Annotated in this window: 11 protein-coding genes; 5 read left to right on the top strand and 6 right to left on the bottom strand. The window is 63.7% G+C overall.

Annotated elements, in window-relative coordinates; all coding sequences use genetic code 11:
• Positions 1-542 precede the first annotated feature (542 nt).
• Positions 543-1,124, top strand: a complete 582-nt coding sequence (locus tag GWC77_RS03180; protein ID WP_173255417.1) for a phasin family protein — start codon at positions 543-545, stop codon at positions 1,122-1,124.
• A gap of 145 nt (positions 1,125-1,269) precedes the next feature.
• On the opposite strand, the gene lpdA is transcribed toward GWC77_RS03180, so the two are convergent.
• From lpdA to aceE, 3 genes are all read right to left on the bottom strand, one after another.
• A complete protein-coding gene (lpdA, locus tag GWC77_RS03175) occupies positions 1,270-3,048 on the bottom strand; it encodes a dihydrolipoyl dehydrogenase (RefSeq protein WP_173255416.1) in 1,779 nt (592 codons plus the stop codon).
• A 29-nt stretch (positions 3,049-3,077) separates the two neighbouring features.
• Positions 3,078-4,739 carry a dihydrolipoyllysine-residue acetyltransferase gene (gene aceF, locus GWC77_RS03170; protein ID WP_173255415.1) on the bottom strand — a complete coding sequence of 554 codons (1,662 nt, stop codon included), beginning with the start codon at positions 4,737-4,739 and terminating at the stop codon, positions 3,078-3,080.
• A gap of 82 nt (positions 4,740-4,821) precedes the next feature.
• The gene (gene aceE, locus GWC77_RS03165) at positions 4,822-7,518 is read right to left on the bottom strand and encodes a pyruvate dehydrogenase (acetyl-transferring), homodimeric type (RefSeq protein WP_173255414.1); all 2,697 of its coding nucleotides are present in this window, start codon (positions 7,516-7,518) and stop codon (positions 4,822-4,824) included.
• Positions 7,519-7,784: 266 nt separating this feature from the next.
• On the opposite strand from aceE, the gene fixL reads away from it, so the two are divergent.
• From fixL to GWC77_RS03145, 4 genes are all read left to right on the top strand, one after another.
• The gene (gene fixL, locus GWC77_RS03160; protein WP_217283151.1) at positions 7,785-10,298 is read left to right on the top strand and encodes an oxygen sensor histidine kinase FixL; all 2,514 of its coding nucleotides are present in this window, start codon (positions 7,785-7,787) and stop codon (positions 10,296-10,298) included.
• Positions 10,295-10,933: an oxygen response regulator transcription factor FixJ gene (gene fixJ / locus GWC77_RS03155; RefSeq protein ID WP_173255413.1), complete on the top strand. Its 639-nt coding sequence runs from the start codon at positions 10,295-10,297 to the stop codon at positions 10,931-10,933. Before fixL ends, fixJ begins: the two co-directional genes overlap by 4 nt.
• A gap of 304 nt (positions 10,934-11,237) precedes the next feature.
• Positions 11,238-12,107 (top strand): bifunctional methylenetetrahydrofolate dehydrogenase/methenyltetrahydrofolate cyclohydrolase FolD, encoded by an 870-nt coding sequence (gene folD / locus GWC77_RS03150; protein ID WP_173255412.1) that lies wholly within the window; start codon positions 11,238-11,240, stop codon positions 12,105-12,107.
• Positions 12,108-12,184: 77 nt separating this feature from the next.
• Positions 12,185-14,317 carry a M3 family metallopeptidase gene (locus GWC77_RS03145; RefSeq protein ID WP_173255411.1) on the top strand — a complete coding sequence of 711 codons (2,133 nt, stop codon included), beginning with the start codon at positions 12,185-12,187 and terminating at the stop codon, positions 14,315-14,317.
• 79 nt (positions 14,318-14,396) lie between these two features.
• Here the strand turns inward: GWC77_RS03145 and GWC77_RS03140 are convergent, their stop codons facing one another.
• The 3 genes from GWC77_RS03140 to GWC77_RS03130 all read right to left on the bottom strand — a co-directional run bounded on the left by GWC77_RS03140 (position 14,397) and on the right by GWC77_RS03130 (position 18,565).
• On the bottom strand, positions 14,397-15,683 hold the full coding sequence (locus GWC77_RS03140; RefSeq protein ID WP_173255410.1) for an amidohydrolase family protein: 1,287 nt from the start codon (positions 15,681-15,683) through the stop codon (positions 14,397-14,399).
• 56 nt (positions 15,684-15,739) lie between these two features.
• Positions 15,740-16,900, bottom strand: a complete 1,161-nt coding sequence (gene dinB, locus GWC77_RS03135) for a DNA polymerase IV (RefSeq protein ID WP_254366752.1) — start codon at positions 16,898-16,900, stop codon at positions 15,740-15,742.
• A 105-nt stretch (positions 16,901-17,005) separates the two neighbouring features.
• Positions 17,006-18,565: a methyl-accepting chemotaxis protein gene (locus tag GWC77_RS03130; RefSeq protein ID WP_173255409.1), complete on the bottom strand. Its 1,560-nt coding sequence runs from the start codon at positions 18,563-18,565 to the stop codon at positions 17,006-17,008.
• Positions 18,566-18,645 lie beyond the last annotated feature (80 nt).

The raw sequence follows: 18,645 nt of genomic DNA, 5'->3' as shown, positions 1-18,645 counted from the left end.
TTGTATATTGCGACAAGTCGGCGCCGAGCAGTAGGGCCATACCCACATATCGGCGCGCCTCGCGCAAACTTAAGCGAAACGTCGGGAAAATACCGGCATTCGAGCGACGAAACGTGTATGGGACCGAAGCGGGGCCGAAAAGGTTCGCACCCTTTGCACACACCGCTTCCGCGCCGCAGACCGCAGCTAACCGTGGAGCAGATCAGATAACGCGCGCGAGGGACGCTGCGTTGACACCCTTTTTATGAATTTGCAACGCCGCTGTCACGGCAATGCGTCATGCGCGCGCGCCGCAGCAATCGTCGTACCTGGACGCCACACGGAGCCGTCCGTCGTCCGCCGTAAGCCGTTGTTTCGCTGCGGAAACCTTTACATTGTGCATTGCACCAAATTGCACTTGACATTTGGGCGGGCGAGCCTAAAATAGGCTCTGATGTTGCGACGCACAATACGCGTCGAGCATACGACGCGATACATTCCGAAGCCGTGCCATTAACCTACGCGATCCGCGAGAGACGGGTCGTTTTTCAGGAGCATAAAACATGACTCTGTTGACCCCCGAGCAATTCGCCGCAGCACAGAAAGCCAATTTCGAAGCCCTTTTCGGCTTGACGAACAAGGCGTTCGAAGGTGTGGAGAAACTGGTCGAACTGAACCTGCAAGTCGTGAAGTCGACGCTCGCGGAAAGCCAGGAAAACGCGCAACGCGCGCTGTCGGTGAAGGACGCGCAAGAACTGCTCGCGCTGCAAGCCTCGCTGGCGCAGCCGGTGGCCGAGAAGGTGCTGTCGTATGGCCGCCATCTGTATGAAATCGCCTCGGCCACGCAAGCCGAGTTCGCCCGCGTGGCGGAAGCCCAGTACGAAGAGCAGAACCGCAAGGTGCAAGCGCTCGTCGACAACGTCGCCAAGAACGCGCCGGCTGGTTCCGAAACGGCTGTTGCTGTCATGAAGTCGGCCATCACGGCTGCCAATACGACGTACGAAACGGTCCACAAGGCAACGAAGCAAGCCGTCGAAATCGCCGAAAGCAACTTCAACGCCGCCGCTACGGCCGCGACGAAGGCCGCTCAGCAAGCCGCCTCGCAAGCTTCGCGTGCGGCCGCTACGAAGAAGACGGCTGCCTAAGCTTTCTCACCCGTAGCAGCAACAACGAAACGGCGCGCTCCCGAAAGGAGCGCGCCGTTTTTATTTTCAGCGCGGCCCGGCTGCTCACATGCCAGCGGACATCGTCGAGCGTTCGGCCCCCTCGGGTACCGAACGCTTTCGTCCATTACTTCTTCTTTTGCGGGGGCAAGTCGGTGCAGACACCCTCGTAGAGCTCGGCGGCCATCCCGATCGATTCGCCAAGCGTCGGGTGCGGGTGAATCGTCCGCCCGATATCGGTCGCATCGGCCCCCATCTCGATCGCAAGGCACACCTCACTGATGAGGTCGCCCGCGTTGAGGCCGACGATACCCCCGCCGATCACGCGATGCGTCGCCTCGTCGAAGATCAGCTTCGTGAAGCCCTCGTCGCGGCCGTTCGCGATGGCGCGCCCCGAAGCGGCCCACGGGAAGACCGCCTTGCCGTATTTGATGCCCTCGGCCTTGCACTGGTCTTCGGTCTTGCCCGCCCAAGCCACTTCCGGATCGGTATAAGCCACCGACGGAATCTGTATCGCATCGAAGTACGCCTTCTCGCCGTGCGCGGCCTCGGCCGCAACGTGGCCCTCATGCACGGCCTTGTGCGCAAGCATCGGCTGCCCGACGATGTCGCCGATCGCAAAGATGTGCGGTACGTTCGTGCGCATCTGCTTGTCGACGTCGATGAAGCCGCGGTCGGTGACGGCAATGCCGGCTTTCTCGGCACCGATCTTCTTGCCGTTGGGACTGCGGCCGACCGCCACGAGCACGAGATCGTAACGCTGCGGCTCGGCCGGCGCCTTCTCCCCTTCGAACTTCACATAGATGCCGTCGGGCTTGGCCTCGGCAGCCGTCGTCTTCGTCTTCAGCATGATGTTGGCGAAGTGCTTGCCGCTGTACTTCTCCCAGACTTTCACGAGATCGCGATCGGCGCCCATCATGAGGCCATCGAGCATTTCGACGACATCGATCTTCGCGCCGAGCGTGGCGTAGACCGTCGCCATTTCCAGACCGATGATGCCGCCGCCGATGACAAGCATGCGCTGGGGAATCTGGCGCAGCTCGAGTGCCCCGGTCGAGTCCACGACACGCGGATCCTCGGGCATGAACGGCAGCTTCACCGCCTGCGAGCCCGCCGCGACGATGGCTTGCTTGAACTTGACGACCTTCTTGCCGCCTTCGGTCTGCACTTCCATATGATGCGGATCGGCAAACGTGCCGACGCCGGTGACGACCTCGACCTTGCGCGCCTTCGCCATGCCGGCCAGGCCCGTGGTCAATTTCTTGACGACGCCCGATTTGAATCCGCGCAGCTTGTCGAGATCGATCTGCGGCGCACCGAACGTGATCCCGTGCGCCGCGAGCGCGGCCACCTCGTCGGTAATGAGCGCCGTATGCAGCAGCGCCTTCGACGGAATGCAACCGACGTTCAGACAGACGCCGCCGAGCGTCGAATAGCGCTCGACGAGCACCGTCTTCATGCCGAGATCGGCGCTGCGGAACGCGGCGGAATAGCCGCCGGGGCCCGCGCCGAGCACGAGCATGTCGCACTCGATGTCGGCACCGCCGCCATAGCTCGCGGCCTGCGGCGCAGCCGCGGGGGCCGCTTTCGCGGGTGCGGGTGAGGCTGCGGGTGCCGATGCAGCCGCCGGCGCACTGGCCGCCGCGGCCGGCTTCGCGGCCGCGCCCTCTTGCGCTTCGACGAGCGCGATGACCGTGCCTTGCGAAACCTTATCGCCCGCCTTGATCCGCACTTCCTTCACGGTGCCGGCCGTGTCGCTCGGCACTTCCATCGACGCCTTGTCCGACTCCAGCGTCAATAGCGATTGCTCCTTTTCGATGACATCGCCCGGCTTGATATTGACCTCGATGACATCGACGTCCTTGAAGTCGCCGATATCCGGCACTTTTACTTCGACGAGACTCATTCACGTCCCCTTCTTGTTAGCGTCGACAGTCACAGGATCACGCGCCGGAAATCGGCGAGCAGCGCGCAAAGATAGGCGTTGAAGCGCGCTGCTTCGGCGCCGTCGATGACGCGATGGTCATACGACAGCGAGAGCGGCAGCGTCAGGCGCGGCACGAATTGCTTGCCGTCCCAAACGGGCTTCATCGCACCGCGCGACAGGCCGAGAATGGCTACCTCGGGGGCGTTGATGATCGGCGTGAAGTGCGTGCCGCCGATACCGCCCAGCGACGAAATCGAGAAGCACCCGCCTTGCATCTGATCCGGCTTGAGCTTGCCTTCGCGCGCAAGTTTGGAAAGCTCCGCCATTTCCTTGGCGATCTCGATCAAGCCCTTCTTGTCGGCGTCGCGAATGACGGGAACGACGAGGCCGTTCGGCGTGTCCGCGGCAAACCCGACGTGGTAGTACTGTTTGAAGACCAGCGTGTCGCCGTCGAGACTCGCATTGAACGTCGGGAACTTCCTCAGCGCCGAAACTACGGCTTTGATGACGAAAGCGAGCATCGTGATCTTGACGCCGGCCTTTTCGTTTTCCTTGTTCAGCGTGACGCGCAGCGCCTCGAGCTCGGTGATATCGGCTTCGTCGTTGTTCGTGACGTGCGGGATCATCACCCAGTTGCGATGCAGGTTCGCGCCCGAGATCTTCTTGATGCGCGAAAGCGGCTTCGGCTCGATCGGGCCGAACTTCGTGAAGTCGATCTTCGGCCACGGCAACAAGCCGAGTTCGCTGCCGCCCGCGGCAGGCGCCGCGGCGCCCGTGGGGGCGCGCTGCCCCGTCATGACGCCCTTCACGAAAGCCGTGACGTCGTCCTGCGTAATGCGCCCCTTCGGTCCGCTGCCGCGCACCTGCGCCACATCCACGCCGAGTTCGCGCGCGAACTTGCGCACCGACGGCGATGCGTGACTCGGTTGACGCGAACCGCCTTCGCCGGCCGGGATCGACGGCGCCTGCGCAAGTGCCGACGGGTGCGCCGGCACGCTTTGCGGCCCCGCGGGACGCGGCGAATCGAGCGGCTCGACGTTCTTCGGCTCAGGCGCGGCCGGCTGCGCAGCCGGTGCCGCCGCAGCGGCGCCGCCCTCCGATTCGAGCGTGAGGATCACGACGCCCTCGGACACCGTATCGCCGACTTTGACGTTGATCGCCTTCACCACGCCGGCGGCCGGGCTCGGCACATCCATCGTCGCCTTGTCCGACTCGAGCGTGATGAGAGACTGCTCCTTCTCGACGCGGTCCCCTACCTTGACGGCGATCTCGATGACCGGCACGTCTTCGTAATCGCCGATATCGGGAACCTTGACTTCCTGCTGGCCGCCTGCCGCCGCGGGCGCGGCAGCTCGAGCCGGCGCGGCCGGTGCCGCGGCAGGCGCCGCCGCACCGTTGCCCTGGGCAGGTTTCGCGGCGGCCGGAGCGCCCCCGCCTTCTAGCACGACGATCAACGTGCCTTCGGACACGGGGTCGCCTTGCTTCACCTTGATCTCCTTGACCGTGCCCGCCGCGGGGCTCGGCACGTCCATCGTCGCCTTGTCCGATTCGAGCGTGATGAGAGACTGCTCCTTCTCGACGGCATCGCCCGGCTTCACCAGGATATCGATGACGGGGATGTCCTTGAAATCGCCGATGTCCGGCACCTTGACTTCGATCGCTTCACTCATTTGTTGGTGTCTCCAGGGCTCGCGAGCCTGCCCGCCGCATTGGCGCGGCAGGCGGGCTTGGGGCGCGCGCGTTGGCGATGCCTTAAACGGTCATCGGGTTGGGTTTGTTCGGGTCGAGCTGGTACTTGGCGAGCGCGTCGGCTACGACCTTGCGCTCGATCGTACCTTCGTCCGCAAGCGCGTTGAGCGCCGCGACGGTGACCCAGTAGCGATCGACTTCGAAGAAGTGACGGAGCTTTTCGCGCGTATCCGAGCGGCCGAAGCCGTCCGTGCCGAGCACGACATAGCGCTGCGGCACATAGGCGCGGATCTGTTCGGCCAGCGCCCGCACGTAATCGGTCGACGCGACCACGGGGCCCGGTGCGTCCTTGAGCAGCGTCTCGACGTGCGAAAGCTTGCGCGGCTCGTTCGGATGCAGCAGGTTCCAGCGCGCCACGGCCTGTCCCTCGCGGGCCAGCTCGGTGAAGCTCGGCGCACTCCAGAGATCGGCGGCGACGCCCCAGTCGTTCTTGAGCAGATCGGCAGCGGCGATGACTTCATTGAGAATCGTGCCCGCGCCCATCAACTGCACGCGCGGTGCCTTGGCCGCAGCGTCGCTCTTTTTCAACGAGTACAGGCCCTTGATGATGTGCTCGGCTACGTGCTCGCCCTGCGGCAGGGCTGGATGCTCGTAGTTCTCGTTCATCACCGTAATGTAGTAGAAGACGTCTTCCTGTTCCTGCATCATGCGGCGCAGACCGTCTTGCATGATCACGGCGAGTTCGTAGCCGAACGTCGGATCGTAGGTCACGCAATTGGGCACCGACGACGCCCACAACAGCGAATGGCCGTCTTCGTGCTGGAGGCCTTCGCCGTTCAGCGTCGTGCGGCCGGCGGTGCCGCCGAGCAGGAAGCCGCGCGAGCGCATGTCGCCCGCGGCCCAGACGAGGTCGCCGATGCGCTGCAGGCCGAACATCGAATAGAAGATGTAGAACGGCACCATGATCTCGCCGTGCGTCGAGTACGACGTCGCGGCCGCGATCCAGTCGCACATCCCGCCGGCTTCGTTGATGCCTTCCTGCAGGATCTGGCCCGTCTCCGATTCCTTGTAGAACATGAGCTGGTCGGAGTCTTCGGGCACGTACTTCTGGCCGTCCTGATTCCAGATGCCGATCTGGCGGAACAGGCCCTCCATGCCGAAGGTGCGCGACTCGTCCGGCACGATCGGCACGATGCGCTTGCCGAGCGCCTTGTCCTTCAACAGGATGTTGAGAATCCGCACGAACGCCATCGTCGTCGAAATCTCGCGCCCTTCGCCCGTGCCCTTGAGCAGCGGCTCGAATGCCGACAGCGCCGGCACCGGCAGCGGTTGCGCTTTCTCGCGGCGCGTCGGCAGGTAACCGCCGAGTTCCTGCCGTCGCGCACGCATGTATTCGAGTTCCTTCGAGCCTTCCTCGAACGTGAGATACGGGACATTGCCGATCTCTTCGTCCGAGATCGGCAGGCGGAACTGGTCGCGGAACGCCTTGAGCTGATCCACCTGCATCTTCTTTTGCTGGTGGGTGATGTTCATGGCCTGGCCGGCTTCGCCCATGCCATAGCCCTTGATCGTCTTCGCGAGGATGACGGTCGGCTGGCCCTTCGTGTTCGTGGCCGCATCGAACGCCGCATAAATCTTGTGCGGGTCGTGTCCGCCGCGATTGAGATTCCAGATGTCCTCGTCCGACCAATCCGCGACGAGCGCCTTCAGCTCGGGCGTATTGAAGAAGTGCTCGCGCACGAACGCGCCCGATTCGGACTTGTACGTCTGATATTCGCCGTCGACCACTTCCATCATGCGGCGCATCAGCGCGCCCGTCTTGTCGCGTGCGAACAGCGCATCCCAGCGGCTGCCCCAGACGACCTTGATGACATTCCAGCCGGCGCCGCGGAACTCGGATTCGAGCTCTTGAATGATCTTGCCGTTGCCGCGTACGGGACCGTCGAGACGCTGCAGGTTGCAGTTGATGACGAAGACCAGATTGTCGAGCCGCTCCCGGCCGGCCATGCCGATGGCGCCCAGCGATTCCGGCTCGTCCGTCTCGCCGTCGCCCAGGAACGCCCAGACCTTGCGGCCATCCGTATTGGCAACACCGCGCGCGTGCAGATACTTCATGAAGCGCGCCTGATAAATCGCCATGATCGGACCGAGGCCCATCGACACCGTCGGGAACTGCCAGAAGTCGGGCATCAGCCACGGGTGCGGATACGAGGAAATGCCCTCGCCGCCCACTTCCTGACGGAAGTTGTCGAGCTGTTTCTGCGTGAGACGGCCCAACAGGAATGCGCGCGAGTAGATACCGGGCGACGAGTGGCCCTGTACGAAGACGAGGTCGCCGCCGTGCTTCTCGGACGGCGCGTGCCAGAAATGATTGAAGCCGACATCGTAGAGCGTCGCGGCCGAGGCGAACGAGGCGATATGGCCCCCGACGTTGGTGTCCTTGCCGGCGCGCAGCACCATGGCAATGGCGTTCCAGCGCGTGTACGAACGGATGCGATGCTCGATATCCTGGTCGCCCGGGATCTTCGCCTGGCGGGCAACGGGAATCGTGTTGATGTAGGGGGTGTTCGCGGAGAACGGCAGATGTTCGCCATGCACGCGCGCGAATTCGATCTGCTTTTCGATGAGGTAGTGCGCGCGGTCAGGACCGACGGCGGAGATCACGCCTTCGAGCGCTTCGAGCCATTCGCCTGTTTCCTGGGGATCGTCGTCTTTATCGGCGGCGACATACTTCATGACTTCGTCGGGCACAGCGGACATTCTCGTCTCCTGGATAGGGAATGCTCTTTGGACAGGCGCAGGCCAGGTAGGGCCGCGGCAATTGTCGGCGATTGTAAAGAGGCTGGCCCCTCATGCGCAATCAATTTTTCAAATTACGAGATCATTTCTCATAATACGGAATATTGCTGCGACGCACAGGGAATCTGCCCGAAACGGGACGCGAAGGAGCCAATGGTCCGGATCGCCTGGGGTTTCTCCCTGTTTTACGCCAATTGGCGGGGCGGCGCTGCGCTACAATTCGAGCCATGTTGACCGATCGGCTTTTCGCACGCTCGGCGCGGCCGTCCGGTCCCCGGGCGGATTCGACGCCGTCCCGCTGGCACCACGGACCGTGGTGGTCGAATTCCTATTTGCTGACGCCGCTGCTGTCGATCCTGGTGTTCCTCGTCGTCATGAGCCTCATCCTGTGGAGCTTGAACCGCAGGGAGCAACAGCAGCAAGAGGATACGTTGTACCGCAATGTCGCCTGGGCGCAGCAGCAGATCCGGCTGTCGATGACGGGAGCCCAGGAACAGCTGCAGGCGCTCGCGCGCGATCTTGCGGCCGGACACGCGGACCAGCACTCGTTCCAGATGTCGATGACCGACATCGTGCAGGCCCACCCCGAGATCCTCTACGTCAATTGGTATACGAGCCAGAAGCAGCCCCGCTGGCCCGATACGCCGTTGCCGCTCGCGGGCCAGCGTTTCGCGCGACTCACCGACGCGCAGATGGATGTCGCCGTCACAGCCGGATTCGGAGAAGCACGCGCCACGCGGCGCCAGATCTATTCGCCGCTCATCTACGATGACCTTGGCAACGGCTATCTGACGCTGCAAACGCCGATCTACCGCGACCGTGAATTCCTGGGCGCCATTGCCGTCGTCTTTTCGATCGAAGGCGTGCTCAAGCACGATATCCCGCCCGAACTCTCGGCAAAGTACAAGATCTCGCTGCTCGATGCGAATAACCGCGAGCTCGCGACCACATCGACGCGTCCGCGCCTGCCCCGCGATCTGTTCTACGACCTGCCGCTCGATCCGCCGGGCCAGGGGCTGACGGTGCGCGTCTATGCGTTCCCCCAACTGACGAACTTCACCAACAACACGCTCGTATGGCTCGTGGCCGGCTTGTCTTGCTTCGTGCTCTGGAGTTTGTGGAGTCTTTGGAAGCACACGCGCCAGCGTTTCGAGGCGCAGCAGGCACTTTATGCCGAGGCGTTCTTTCGCCGCGCGATGGAAAACTCGGTGCTGATCGGCATGCGCGTGCTGGACATGCACGGACGCATTACCCACGTGAATCCGGCGTTTTGCCGGATGACGGGCTGGGACGAAAGCGACCTCGTCGGAAAAACGGCGCCCTTCCCTTATTGGCCGCGCGACGCCTACCCCGAAATGCAGCGCCAGCTCGACATGACGCTGCGCGGCAAGGCTCCGTCCTCGGGTTTCGAATTGCGGGTACGCCGCAAGGACGGCTCGATCTTTCACGCGCGCCTTTATGTCTCGCCGCTCATCGACAGTTCGGGCCGGCAAACGGGCTGGATGTCTTCGATGACCGACATCACCGAGCCCAAGCGCGCAAGAGAGGAGCTCGCGGCAGCGCACGAGCGGTTCACCACGGTGCTCGAGAGCCTCGACGCGGCCGTGTCGGTGCTCGCGGCCGACGAAGCCGAGCTGCTTTTCGCGAACCGCTATTACCGGCACCTGTTCGGCATCCGGCCCGACGGCCATCTCGAGCTCGCGGGCGGCGGCTTCGACAGCACGCAGGCCTCTTCCGATTCGATCGACATGATCGATACTTACGCGGGATTGCCGGCCGCCGCGCTCACCGAGGGCACGGCCGACGCACAGGAAGTCTACGTGCAGAGCATTCAGAAGTGGTTCGAGGTCCGGCGCCAGTACATTCAGTGGGTCGACGGCCATCTCGCGCAGATGCAAATCGCGACCGACATCACGACGCGCAAGCAGGCGCAGGAACTCGCGCGCCAGCAGGAAGAAAAGCTTCACTTCACGAGCCGGCTCATGACGATGGGCGAAATGGCATCGTCGCTCGCGCACGAACTCAATCAGCCGCTCGCGGCAATCAACAACTACTGCTCGGGCACAGTCGCGCTCGTCAAAGCGGGCCGTACGCAGTCCGATACGTTGTTGCCCGTGCTCGAAAAAACGGCTCAGCAGGCGGTGCGCGCAGGCATGATCATCAAGCGTATTCGCGAGTTCGTGAAGCGCAGCGAGCCGAAGCGGCAGGCGGCGCGCGTGTCCGACATCGTCGCCGATGCGGTGGGCCTGGCCGAGATCGAAGCGCGCAAGCGCCGCATCCGGATCCTGACGGAGATTCGCTCGCGTCTACCTGTCATCTACGTCGACCCGGTGCTCATCGAGCAGGTGCTCGTCAACTTGCTCAAGAACGCCGCCGAGGCCATGCACGAGGCCCATCCCAACGCCACCGACGCCGTGATCCGCGTCATCGTCAAGCTCGATGCCGGTTTCGCATGCATCAGCGTCGTCGATCAGGGGCCGGGTGTGGACGAAGCCGCCATCGAACGGCTGTTCGAACCGTTTTACAGCACCAAATCGGACGGCATGGGCATGGGGCTCAATATATGCCGTTCGATTATCGAATCGCATCGCGGCCGCCTGTGGGTTGTGAACAACGTCGATGCCAACGGAAAGATCACAGGCGCGACGTTTCACTGTAGTCTGCCGATCGGCGAACCTGCCGATCCGAACCAAGGCGGGTCCGAGGCACCTCGACCACAAACCGTTACGGGAGAGCTATGAGTAGCCCAGTCACCAGTCAGGAAACCGTCTTTGTCGTCGACGACGACGAGGCCGTGCGCGATTCGTTGCGTTGGCTGCTCGAGGCGAACGGCTATCGGGTGCAGTGCTTCTCGAGCGCTGAACAATTCCTCGAGGCTTATCAGCCCGCACATCAGGCCGGCCAGATCGCCTGCCTGATCCTGGATGTGCGTATGTCGGGCATGAGCGGCCTCGAGTTGCAAGAGCGGCTTATCGCGGAAAACGCTTCGCTGCCGATCATTTTCGTGACAGGTCACGGCGACGTGCCGATGGCCGTCTCGACGATGAAAAAAGGCGCGATGGATTTCATCGAAAAGCCGTTCGACGAGGCGGAACTGCGCAAGCTCGTCGAGCGCATGCTCGACAAGGCTCGCAGCGAGAGCTCCAGCGTGCAGCAACAGCGTGCGGCTGCCGAGCGGCTCTCGAAGCTGACGGCCCGGGAACATCAGGTGCTCGAGCGTATCATCGCCGGGCGTCTGAACAAGCAGATCGCCGACGATCTCGGCATCAGCATCAAGACTGTCGAGGCGCACCGCGCCAACATCATGGAAAAGCTCAACGTCAATACGGTCGCCGATCTGCTGCGGCTCGCATTGTCGAACAAGCCCCAGCAATAATCGCTTCCCGGCGGCGGCGCCACCGGGGCGCCCAGCCGGACAGATCAGTCAGTCGGGTGGCGGTAGCATCTCGCAGCGGTGCGTTCTCTCGGGCGCACCGGGCATCAATGTCGCTATTGATCTAGTGCGCGTCGCTTTTCGGCCCGGCGGTATAATCCCCATTTTGCGCGCCGTTGCATAAGCGCCGGCCCAGCGCGACAAAACGCGGCCCCACGGCGCCGCCTCTTCCCTTCGCTTCGAAGTCCGCGCCGCGGCCGCCGTCTCGCGCATTGCATCGTCATTTTTTCAATCTCGACCGACCACCATGACAGCCACACTGATCGACGGCATCGCCCTTTCGAAGACCCTGCGCAGCGATGTCGCCGCACGCGCCGCCGCGTTGACGGCACGAGGTTGCCACCCGGGTCTTGCGGTCGTGCTCGTCGGCGACAATCCGGCGAGCGAGGTCTACGTCCGCAACAAAGTGAAGGCGTGCCGGGACAACGGCATCCACTCCTCGTACGACCGCTATCCGGCGACGCTGACCGAAGCGGCGCTGCTCGAACGCATCGACGCGCTCAACCGCGACCCGTCGATTCACGGCATCCTGGTTCAACTGCCGCTGCCGCAGCACATCGACAGCCACAAAGTCATCGAAGCGATCGCGCCGGAGAAAGACGTCGACGGTTTTCATATCGCCAATGCCGGTGCGCTGATGACCGGCAAGCCGCTTTTCCGCCCTTGCACACCCTACGGCATCATGAAGATGCTCGAAGCCTCGGGCATCGATCTGCGTGGCGCGAACGCCGTCGTCATCGGCCGCTCGAACATCGTCGGCAAACCCATGGCGTTGCTTCTGCTTGAAGCCGGTGCAACGGTCACCATATGCCATAGCAAGACCCGCGACTTGGCGGCGCATACGCGCGGCGCGGACGTGATCGTCGCCGCGACGGGACGGCGAAACATCGTCACGGCCGATATGGTCAAGCCCGGCGCCGCTGTCATCGATGTCGGCATGAACCGCGACGATGCCGGCAAGCTCTGCGGCGACGTCGATTTCGCCGGAGTCAGCGCGGTGGCCGGATTCATCACACCGGTGCCCGGCGGCGTCGGGCCGATGACGATCACGATGCTGCTCGTGAATACGATCGAAGCGGCGGAACGCTGCGCCTCGCATCGCGAGCAGTCCCGTTAGGACACGAGTTCTCCAATACGGTTATCCGGTCCGCAGGACAATGTCCGGATTCGATCAACGACAGAACAGGAAGCGCCATGGCCAACAACACGCACGATACGTCCGCCTCCTCGGGCTCGCGCTCGCGTGAGGACAATCCGCTGCTCGACTTCTCCGGCCTGCCCCGTTTCGGCGAGATCCGGCCCGAACATGTCACGCCGGCGCTCGATGTGCTGCTCGCCGATGCGCAGGCGGCGATCGACCGCGCGCTCGACCCGCGAACGCCGGCCACATGGGCCGACGTGGTCGAGGCGACCGAGCGTGCGACCGAGCCGCTTTCGCGCGCCTGGGGTATCGTCGGCCACTTGAACGCCGTGGCCGATACGCCGGAGCTGCGCGCGGCCTACGGCGAAAATTTGCCGCGCGTGACCGAGTTCTGGTCGAGCGTCGGCCAGAACCTCGCGCTGTTCGAAAAGTACAAGGCCATCGCCGCGAGCGAGGGTTTTGCGGCACTCAGCCGCGAGCGCAAGAAGATCCTCGAAAACGCCCTGCGCGACTTCCGTTTGTCGGGTGCCGAACTGCCCGAAGACCAAAAGCCGCGCTTCATGGAACTGCAAGAACGTCAGGCCGCGCTCGCCAAGGCGTTTTCCGATCATGTGCTCGATGCGACCAATGCCTACGCGTATGTCGCGAAGACGGATGCCGAGCTGGCCGGGCTGCCCGACGACGTCATCCAGGCGGCCCGGCAGGCGGCCGAGAGCGCCGGTATCGAGGGCTGGAAATTCACGCTGCACTTCCCTTCGTATTTTCCGGTCATGCAGTACGCTACGCATCGCCCGATGCGCGAGGCGATGTACCGCGCCTATGTGACGCGCGCGTCCGAGCTCGGCGGCACTTACGGAGCAGGCAAAGCCGAGTGGGACAACACCGCCATCGTCGCCGAGCTCCTGAAGCTGCGGCGCGAGGAAGCGCGCATGCTCGGCTACCGCAACTTCGCCGAAGTCTCGCTCGTCCCGAAGATGGCCGATTCGCCCGAGCAGGTCGTGGCTTTCCTCGACGATCTCGCCAACCGCGCCCGGCCCTACGCCGAAAAGGACTGGCAGGAACTGCGCGAGTTCGCCGCCTCCGAGCTGGGTTTGACGCAGCTCGAGCCGTGGGACATCGCGTTCGCGGGCGAACGGCTGCGTGAAAAGCGCTACGCGTTCTCGGAAAACGAGGTCAAGCAGTACTTCCCGGAACCCGCGGTGCTGAGCGGGTTGTTCAAGGTCGCAGAAACGCTCTTCGGCGTGAATATTCGTCCCGACGAAGCTGCGCGCTGGCATCCCGACGTCCGTTTCTTCCGCGTCGAAAACCGCGACGGTTCGCTGCTCGCCCAGTTCTATCTCGACCTATACGCGCGCGAAGGCAAGCGCGGTGGTGCCTGGATGGACGATGCGCGCTCGCGTCATCGCAAGACCGAGGGCGAACTGCAAACGCCTGTCGCGTATCTCACCTGCAATTTCTCGGCCCCGGTCGGCGGCAAGCCTGCCTGTTTCACGCACGACGAAGTGATTACGCTCTTTCATGAGTTCGGTCACGGTCTGCATCACATGCTCACGCGTGTCGATGAACTCGCGGTGTCGGGCATCAACGGCGTCGAATGGGATGCGGTCGAGTTGCCGTCGCAGTTCATGGAGAACTTCTGCTGGGAGTGGGACGTCCTGGCCGACATGTCGTCGCACGTCGATACGGGCGCCAAGCTGCCGCGCGCCCTCTTCGACAAGATGCTCGCCGCGAAGAACTTCCAAAGCGGGCTGGCGACGATGCGGCAAATCGTCTTCTCGATGTTCGATATGCGACTGCATATCGATTTCGACGTCGACGGCAAACTGAACGCCAACGATCTCGCGCGCGAGATCAACGAGCGTTACCACGTGATTCCGCAGGCGGCGTTTTCGCGCTGGCCCAATACATTCAGTCACGTCTTCGCGGGCGGCTATGCGGCGGGGTACTACAGCTACAAGTGGGCCGAAGTGCTCTCGGCCGACGCGTACGCCGCGTTCGAGGATGCCGCTAAGCTGGCCGACGGCAGCGTGCTCGACCCGCGTACCGGCGAGCGGTATCGCCAGGAAATCCTCGAAGTGGGCGGCAGCCGGCCGGCGATGGAATCGTTCAAGGCATTCCGCGGGCGCGCACCGACGATCGATGCACTGCTGCGCCATAACGGCATGGCGAGCGCGCCCGCGCAGTGAGTGCCAAGACAGCCTGACAAGCGGGTAAGGGGCAGGCTCCGCGCCTGCCCCCCGCCGTTGCCGGCAGTGCTCACTTGCCTTAGCGATCGAGCTTGAAATCGACTTCGCGCGGACGCCCGTCGAGGGTCAGCGACGCGCGGGCCGCGGGAGAACGCGCGATCACCTTCCCTCGCCGAATCACCGCGAGCCGTGCGGCGCGCAGACGAATCGCTTCGATCGGATCGCGCGCATCGAGCACCACGCAATCGGCATGGCACCCCGGCGCAATGCCGTAGTCCTCCAGGCCGACGACACGGGCCGCACCGCTGGTGACGGCATCGAACGCGGCGTGCATCGCGGCCTGCCCCGTCATTTGCGCCACGTGCAGCCCCATATGCGCGACCTCGAGCATATCGCCCGAACCCAGGCTGTACCACGGGTCCATCACGCAATCGTGGCCGAAGGCCACCTCAATGCCGGCCGCCAGCATCTCCGGTACGCGCGTCATGCCGCGCCGCTTTGGATAGGTATCCGAACGGCCCTGCAGCGTGATGTTGATGAGCGGATTGGCGATCGCCGCCACACCCGATTCGTGCATCAGCGGCAGCAGCTTGCTGACGTAGTAGTTGTCCATCGAATGCATCGACGTCAGATGCGAACCCGCCACGCGTCCACCCAGCCCGAGCCGATGCGTATGCGCGCAGAGCGTTTCGATATGGCGCGAGAGCGGGTCGTCCGATTCGTCGCAATGCATGTCGACCGGCAGCCCCTTGTCCGCCGCGAATTCGCAAAGCAGTCGGATCGATTCCGCCCCGTCCGCCATCGTCCGCTCGAAATGAGGAATGCCGCCCACCACGTCGACGCCCATCGCGATGGCGCGCTTGAGGTTATCGAACGCCCCTTCGCTGCGCAGCAGACCATCCTGTGGAAAAGCGACCAGTTGCAGATCCAGATACGGCGCGACGCGGCGCTTTACTTCCAGCAGCGCCTCGACCGCGAGCAGGCGCGAATCGCATACATCGACATGAGAGCGCATGGCCAACAAGCCGCGCGCGACAGCCCAGTCGCAATACCGCAGCGCGCGCTCGACGAGCGCCTCTTGCGTCAGTTGCGGTTTGAGTTCGCCCCATAGCGCAATGCCTTCCAGCAAGGTGCCCGACTCGTTCACACGCGGCAGCCCGTACGAGAGCGCGGCATCGAGGTGGAAATGCGCATCGACGAACGGCGGCGTCACGAGGGCGCCGCCCGCATCGATCTCCTCCCGGCCCGACGCGCCGAGATCGGGTTCGACCGTTTCGATACGGCCGCCGACAATACCGATGTCGACAGGACGATCGCGCCCCGCGACATGCGAGGGCAACGCGGCGCGGCGAATGATGAGGTCCATCGAAGAGTCCTCGGCAAATGGGGTGGACAGAGAAGAGACTGGGCGCGCCGTCGATTCTAACGCTCGCCGGTGGGCGCACCGTTTTGCGTCGGCCCGTCGTCGAAAAGCGGAAACTGGCCGTTCATGCGGCTTTCATCCTCCTCGAGACGCACGCCCACGCCGAGCAGCCGCACCGGGCGGTCGCGCCGCGCCAAGCCTTTTTCGAGCAGCGCGAGCAGCGTGGGCAGGTGCGTCGCATCGGCCACGCACTCGACGGTGGTCCGTTGAAAGTCGGCGAACCGGATCTTGACGAACATCTTGCGAATGGCGGAAGCGGCGCCTACGCGCTCGATGCGCGCATCGAGCTGCTCGGCGAGACGACGCAATTCGCGGGCACATTCGTCCAGCGTGCGCAGATCCGTGACGTAGGTCGTCTCGACGCTGACCGATTTGCGCTCCTGATCCGCTTGAACTGTCCGGTGATCGATACCGCGCGAGAGCTCGTAAAGGCGCTTGCCGAACGCGCCGAAACGGCTGTGAAGATCGACTAGCGACCATGCGCGCAAATCGTTGCAGGTCGCGATGCCGAGCTTCTCGAGCTTGGCGGCCGTTACCTTCCCCACGCCGAAAATCTTGCGGACCGGCAACGCCGCGACGAAAGCATCGACTTCATGCGGACGCACGACGAAAAGACCGTCGGGCTTGTTCCAATCCGATGCGATCTTGGCAACGAACTTGTTCGGCCCGACGCCCGCCGATACGGTTACGCCAACCGTGGCACGCACGCGCTCGCGGATCTGCTCGGCCATCAACGTGGCGCTGCCCTTGCAATGGGGGGAATCGGTCACGTCGAGATAGGCCTCGTCGAGCGACAACGGCTCGACCTCGGCGGTGTATTCGCGGTAAATCGCCATGATCTGGCGCGAGGCGATGCGGTATTTCTCCATCGCGGGCGGCAGGATCAGCAAGTCGGGGCATTTCCGAACGGCGAGCGCGGAGGACATGGCCGAATGGATGCCGAAACGCCTGGCTTCGTAATTGCACGTGGCGACGACCCCACGGTGCTCGGGCCGGCCGCCCACGGCGAGCGGCCGCCCGCGCAGGCTCGGGTCGTCGCGCATCTCGACGGAGGCATAGAAACAGTCGCAATCGCAATGGATGATTTTGCGCGCGAACGGCGCCGGCACACCGGACGGTGCGCTCTTGGAATCGAAATTGGAAGGATCGCGCGGGCTCAAAGTGGCACCACTGTACAAAAGCACAGTAGGCAATTCAAGCACCGCGCGCGTCCCAAGGCCTATTTGCGCTAATTACAAGCTTGCGAGCCTGTCTTCTGAGCGAGTTCAGGCCGCCTTGCCCGCCAACTGGAAAAACGCGACGGCCTGGCTCAGTTGCCGCCCCTGCTCGTCGAGCGATTGCGAGGCGGCAGCAGCCTCTTCGACGAGTGCCGCGTTTTGCTGGGTCACCTCGTCCATCTGCGTGATCGCGACGCCGATCTGCTCGATGCCGCGGCTTTGCTCGTTCGACGCGGCCGCGATCTCGCCCATGATGTCGGTCACACGTGCGATTGCCTGTGTCACGTCGGCCATGGTGCGGCCGGCGTCGCCGGCAAGGGCCGAACCGTCCTGTATCGTCTGAACCGAGGCCGTGATCAAGTCCTTGATTTCCTTCGCCGCGCTCGACGAGCGCTGCGCGAGCGAACGCACTTCGCTCGCGACGACGGCGAACCCGCGTCCCTGTTCGCCGGCGCGGGCCGCTTCGACGGCCGCGTTGAGCGCGAGGATGTTCGTCTGGAACGCGATGCCTTCGATGATGCCGGTGATGTCGGCGATTTTCGTCGAACGTTCGCTGATTTGCGACATGGTTTCGACCACGCGGCCCACGACATCGCTGCCCTTGTGCGCCACATCGGACGCATTGGTCGCGAGCGAGCTGGCCTGCTGCGCGTTCTGTGCGTTCAGTTGCACCGTCGACGTCAGCTCTTCCATGCTCGATGCCGTTTGCTGCAGCGACGACGCTTGTTGCTCCGTACGCGAAGACAGGTCGAGGTTGCCCGATGCGATCTGCGACGTCGCGGTGGCAATCGTCTCGCTGCCCACGCGCACTTTGCCGACCACCTCCTTGAGGCTCTCGCACATTTGCGAGAGCGCCGCTAGCAGGTTGCCGGTCTCATCGGACGTCACCGCATTCACGCGCCCGGTCAAATCTCCGCGCGCCACCCTATGTGCGAATTGGACCGCCTCGCCGAGCGGCCGCGTGATTGAACGGGCCACCACGGTGGCGAGCGTGAGCACACCAATCAGTACCACGACGGCGCTCGCCGCTTCCAACCATTCGGCGTTGCCGATGATCCGCGCAGCCTCGTCGGCGCCCTGCTTGCCAAGCTGTGCGTTGTAGGCGCGATGCGCCGTAAGCTCCTTGCTCGTGTGCCGCGCGGCATCGGCAAGCTGGTTGGCGAACAAGGCCAACGCTTCGTCTTTTTTGCCGTCGCGTGCGAGCGCGATCGTCTGCTCGCGCAACCGCTCGGTGTCCGCCGCGGCCGCGCGGTCCGCGGCAAGCAGTGCGCGGTCTTTGTCGTCGGACGCGAGCCGCTCGTATGCCGTCAATGCGGAACGGATCTCTCCGGCTTTCTGCGCGATGGCATCCTCGAGACCTTTCGCTGCCTGCGCATCGCTTGCCAAAACGTATCTGCTGGTCAGAATGCGGACTTCGTCCAGCGCATCGGCGGCTTGGGCGAGCACCTCGAGACTGGGTACGGTGTTCTCGGTGGAATAGCTGGCCGCTTCATAGACGCGGCGGGTCTGGTAAATGCCGAAGCCTGTAATCAGGAACAGCGCGAGCGCTGCCGTCAAATTCAACAGCATCAGCCGACGGGCAATTTTCAGGCTGTAAAACCACTTCATGGTGCATCCTCTCGTGAATGCGCTCCCGGCTGCGGGGCAGGCAGCGATGCCCATAGCGCCGAGCGACGACATTCGTCCCT

The organism is Paraburkholderia sp. NMBU_R16 (assembly GCF_013282575.1).
Classification (GTDB): domain Bacteria; phylum Pseudomonadota; class Gammaproteobacteria; order Burkholderiales; family Burkholderiaceae; genus Trinickia.
The sequence above is the reverse complement of the archived record's forward strand: the minus strand, read 5'-3'. Positions and strand labels throughout refer to the sequence as shown.